We start from the raw sequence: 4,531 nt of genomic DNA on the forward strand, positions 1-4,531 counted from the left end.
ATCAGGGAAACTAACTTTTTCATAAATGTTCGTTTTACTTATTTTTTGGTATCTCAACCGTAAACACCGTACCCTCATCAAGTTTGCTTTCGCACTTGAGTTTATAGCCTAATGCATCGATATAGCGCTTTACTATTGCCAAGCCCAGGCCGGAGGAAGGCTCATTTGCTGTTGGACTCGCTGTTAACTTTTGATATTTGTTGAACATAACCTGTTGATCATCAGTGCTTATTCCAGGCCCCTGGTCTTTTACCGCTATATAGATCGTGTTGTTTCTTTCGCCAAGGATAACATCCACTTGTTTATTTGCCTGTGAAAATTTTAAGGCATTAGAAATCAGATTATCCATGATTTCACCTAATAGGATTTTGTCTGTTTTTACCGTAGTCTGATTTATGTCAGTTTCAAAATTCAGGGATATGCTCTTCTTTGTTGCCACCTGGTCGAATTGTTCTTCTTGACTCTTTAGTAATTCTTTTAGGTTTACTTCGCTGAGATTAAGTTGCAAGTCCCGGTTTTCAATGGCATTAACATCAAGAATTTGATCGATCATGGCCAGCGACCGGGTTGAAGAAGTTTTTATCAGGTCCATATACTGCTTTACGTCTTCAGGAGGATCAGAAACCTGCATTTTTATAAGCTCTAATAAACCTAGAATTTGATTTATTGGGCTTTTTAGATCATGGGCCACGATGCCTATAATCGTGTTTTTTTCTTCATTTAAGTCCTTTAATTCCTTATTGGCAGCTATTAAATCAAGCCTCTGTTGCTCTACAAGTTGGCCTCGCTCTTCCAGCTGGTCGCGCTGTATTTTTATTTCCTCATTTTGCTCTATAATCTGAGCATTCTGCAAGGTTATTTCCTTGTTTCCTGCATCGAGTTTTTTGTTGGATCTAATCGTGAGAATAAAAAGCCATAGGCTCACCAATGACAGAACAATAAAAACAAACGCTGTAATCATTAATAGGCGTTGCTTCATTTTTTCTTGCTCCAAATCTTCCTGAAACTGTAAGTCTTTAATCTGCTGACTGTAAGCGAAAGCCTGCTTTTCCTTTTCCAGGTTATAAGTAGCCTCTAGCTGAGCAATTTCTCTACTCTTGTCAGAGTTTCTGATTTCTTCATTAATGTTCTTTTCAATCTCCAGATAATATAAGGCTCGCCTGGTATTATCTCTCTCTTTATATATTTCATAGAGAAACCCTGCAGCAGTAGCTTTTATACTGAGTAGGCTTTCTTCATCGGCTTTTTCGAAACTAACTCTAAAGTATTTTATGGCCTCATCATTGTTATTTATAGCCATAAAGTATTTGCCCAAATCGATGGCAATCTTGCTTATGTCTTGTGGATCGTTACAATTTGTAGCAATGGAATATGCTCGGGAGAGAAAACTATAGGCAGAATCTAGTTTGTCCTGGATGAGGTAGATATCGCCAATATTGCTCATAGGTATGGTTACCCGGCACTCGGCCTGAGCTTCATTAAACAAAGCAAGTGATTGAAAGTAGCTATTTAGAGATTGGGTCGTGTCTCCAAGCGCAAATTGAATCGAAGCTATACTTGCTTTGGTGGTTGCAAAGCCTCGGAGGTCATTATTTGCACTGTCTATTTTGGCAGTTCTTTTGTAATACTCCAATGCCTTTTCGTTTTCGCCTTCTTCCGAAAATATACTCGCCATATTATGACTTACGGTAGCGATGCCATGATCATTACCAAGTTCTTCAAAAACCAATAGTGCTTTTTGGTAGTTTTCAAGAGCTCTGGGGTAATCGCCCTTTATTTCATAAATGGTTCCGATGTTTGAGCGGGCACCCGCGACATCGATAGGTCGGTTTACAGAATCGTAAATAATGGCTGTTTCCTCAAATGCCAGTGCAGAAGAGTCATAGTTTCCTTTGTAATAATGGATTGAGCCTAAGGTATTGTATACATCTGCCTGCCTTTCTAAAAGATTATTTTCTACAGCGATTTTTAATGCCTTACGTGATAGATACAGGGCGGTATCATAGTTTCCTTTTTTTACATAACCCAAAGCAATGTTGCGCATAGCCTGAGCATGGCCCGAAGGAAATTTTAACTCTTTTGATAATGCCAACGCCTCCTGTGCGTAATAAATGGTAGAGTCTGGGATAGAGTTACGCTGTGCAAAAGCAAGGTCTAGTAAGATCACCACGCGGGTGGTATCGTAGGCTTTATTTGAGTTAAGTTGATTTTTAAGGCTGTCCAGATAGGTGGTTTGTGCGTGCAATCCAGTAGCCAGCAAACATAGAAAGGATACTGTTGTGATGATTCTATTCATGGATGAAAAATGTCGGCTCGAAGTTAACCAAAAACGAGCTAAGGTTTTTAAATAGTGGCTGTTATACCTTCCTGTTAATTAAAATTTTAGTTTGCTGCTTGTATTAATAAGCGATTAACATAAATTAGGGACTTTATATCGGCTATAGTAAGTGTTATGAGACCTCTTATCTATAGCTCAATCACTTATAAAGCAACGCATGTCATTTGATTTAGATATCATCACTGAAGATTTTCTTGAAAGCTTACGAACAAAAACCGACCCTTTGGCAGACGACACGGTAAATGCCATTATTGAGTCAGGGCATGCTAAGGAGGTGGGTCGCATATTCATGACCTTAATGAGAAATGACAGCTTTAAAGGTGAGTCTTTCAATGACTTTGATGAAGAGCTACAAGAGATTCTAAATCAATACTTTATAGCTTCTGCCAAATTGCCAGAGTGGTATGATTCCGCCCTTATAAAGCAGGGAGAGGCAGTATTTAACGCCTACGGCCCTGAGATTTTCATGCTACTAAATGTGAGTTCTCTGCCGATGTGCTATACCTGTGCAAAAGGGGCAGAGGTGCTCTATACTACAGGTAGATTAGTTGTACATAACAATGACATCGATCCGCTTGCCAGGCGTTTGATGGAGACAGCCCAGATGATAATGAATGTCATGAGTGAAGGGGGTCTTTCACCAGATGGGGCAGGTGTAATTACCATGCAAAAGGTGAGGCTTATTCACGCCAGCATAAGGCACTATCTCAAGCAACAAAAAGATGAGTGGGATACAGAGCGTCTTGGTCAACCCATCAACCAGGAAGATTTAGCAGGAACGCTCATGTCTTTTGGTCCGGTAATTTTATCAGGACTGAAAAACTTGAATATCGAGCTTTCTGAAAGTGAACAAAATGCCTATATGCACTGCTGGAAAGTAGTCGGGCATATGATGGGGATACAAGAAGAGCTCTTACCAGATACTTATGACCAGGGTTTTGCTTTGGCCACTAAAATATTGAGCCACCAGGCAGCACCATCTCAGGCGGGAAAAGAGCTTACCGCATCTTGCATCAAATTTTTGAGCTATGTGATACCTGGCAATGCCTTTGACGATATTCCGGGTTATATGATGAGTTATTTCCTGGAAGATTTCTCAAAATCATCTGGTGTAGACCTTATATCCTGTATAGGGGTAAATAGTAAAGAAGAGAAGAAAGATAAAGTTATTCTGGCAATGACCAGATATTTGATCGGTCAGATAAGCCATCTGGAACATATTTCTATAATTAGAAAAATTACACCTGTTTTTAATCGCATGCTCTTGCAAGGAATGATCTACCACTTCAATGGGGGAAAGTCAGTGCATTTTACAATACCACCCTCATTACAAAAAGAGTGGAATTTGATAGATGATTGGAGTGATTATAAAACAATTACACCCAATCTTCTAGGAAACCGTCTTACGTGGCAAAAGAAAACCGAAACTATTAAATAAATTGTCTATGACTTCTACTATCGAAGGGCTTAATAAGCGTACCACAATCGTAATTCTCATTTCATCAGGAGTTTTAATAGCCTGGTCTGCGGCAAGCTCTTATTTGCAGGCAGGTTCAATTTCTGCCAGTATCATTACTTACGCGCTATATGCGTTTTATTGGTTTTACGCGCTTTACTTAAAAAATCCCCTGGTACAGCGCTTAGTAATATTTGGTACAATAGCAGGCATATTAGAGTTGTTTGCAGACCACTATTTGGTAGATACGATCAATAGTCTCGTCTATCCACAAGATGAACCAATGATCTGGAGCTCACCAGCCTACATGCCTTTTGCATGGTCAAATGTGCTGCTACAATTAAGCTTTATTGGAGTATTACTAACCAATAAATACAATGTATTTAAGGCTTCAATTATTTTATGTATAGCAGGTGCCATGTACATACCGCTTTATGAGCACCTTGCAAAAGGCGCAAACTGGTGGTGGTATAACGACAATGCTGCCATGATTTTTAATGCACCAATATATGTGATATTGTGTGAGGGGTTGATCTCTCTTGCCTTACCTCTGCTTATCGCTTATTCTGAACACCATCCGTTAAAGAAGACTTTTGCGCTAGGTTCTATCGCAGGCCTATGGATTTATGTAAGCGCAATGCTGTCATTTATGGTAGCGCAATAAAGCAATGGTAATTATTTACTAATAAATGTGGCTATGATTATTAATTGATTGAGAGAGGCAAACTAATCATTTC

Annotated in this window: 3 protein-coding genes; 2 read left to right on the forward strand and 1 reads right to left on the reverse strand. The window is 39.3% G+C overall.

The genetic code is table 11. The features are described 5' to 3' along the window. Positions 1–34 precede the first annotated feature (34 nt). Positions 35–2,296, reverse strand: a complete 2,262-nt coding sequence (locus E1176_RS05445; protein WP_155209556.1) for a tetratricopeptide repeat protein — start codon at positions 2,294–2,296, stop codon at positions 35–37. Positions 2,297–2,495: 199 nt separating this feature from the next. On the opposite strand from E1176_RS05445, the gene E1176_RS05450 reads away from it, so the two are divergent. Together E1176_RS05450 and E1176_RS05455 are read left to right on the forward strand one after the other, a co-directional pair. Next, positions 2,496–3,776, forward strand: a complete 1,281-nt coding sequence (locus E1176_RS05450; RefSeq protein WP_155209557.1) for an oxygenase MpaB family protein — start codon at positions 2,496–2,498, stop codon at positions 3,774–3,776. Between the two features lie 7 nt (positions 3,777–3,783). After that, positions 3,784–4,458, forward strand: coding sequence for a DUF6989 domain-containing protein (locus E1176_RS05455; protein ID WP_155209558.1), 675 nt, complete (start codon positions 3,784–3,786; stop codon positions 4,456–4,458). Positions 4,459–4,531 lie beyond the last annotated feature (73 nt).

Source organism: Fulvivirga aurantia (assembly GCF_009711475.1).
Classification (GTDB): domain Bacteria; phylum Bacteroidota; class Bacteroidia; order Cytophagales; family Cyclobacteriaceae; genus Fulvivirga; species Fulvivirga aurantia.

Bases quoted from the DNA above. Each gene is read 5' to 3' on its own strand.
- E1176_RS05445 (WP_155209556.1), bottom strand. From the start codon at position 2,296: ATGAATAGAATCATCACAACAGTATCCTTTCTATGTTTGCTGGCTACT.
- E1176_RS05450 (WP_155209557.1), top strand. From the start codon at position 2,496: ATGTCATTTGATTTAGATATCATCACTGAAGATTTTCTTGAAAGCTTA.
- E1176_RS05455 (WP_155209558.1), top strand. From the start codon at position 3,784: ATGACTTCTACTATCGAAGGGCTTAATAAGCGTACCACAATCGTAATT.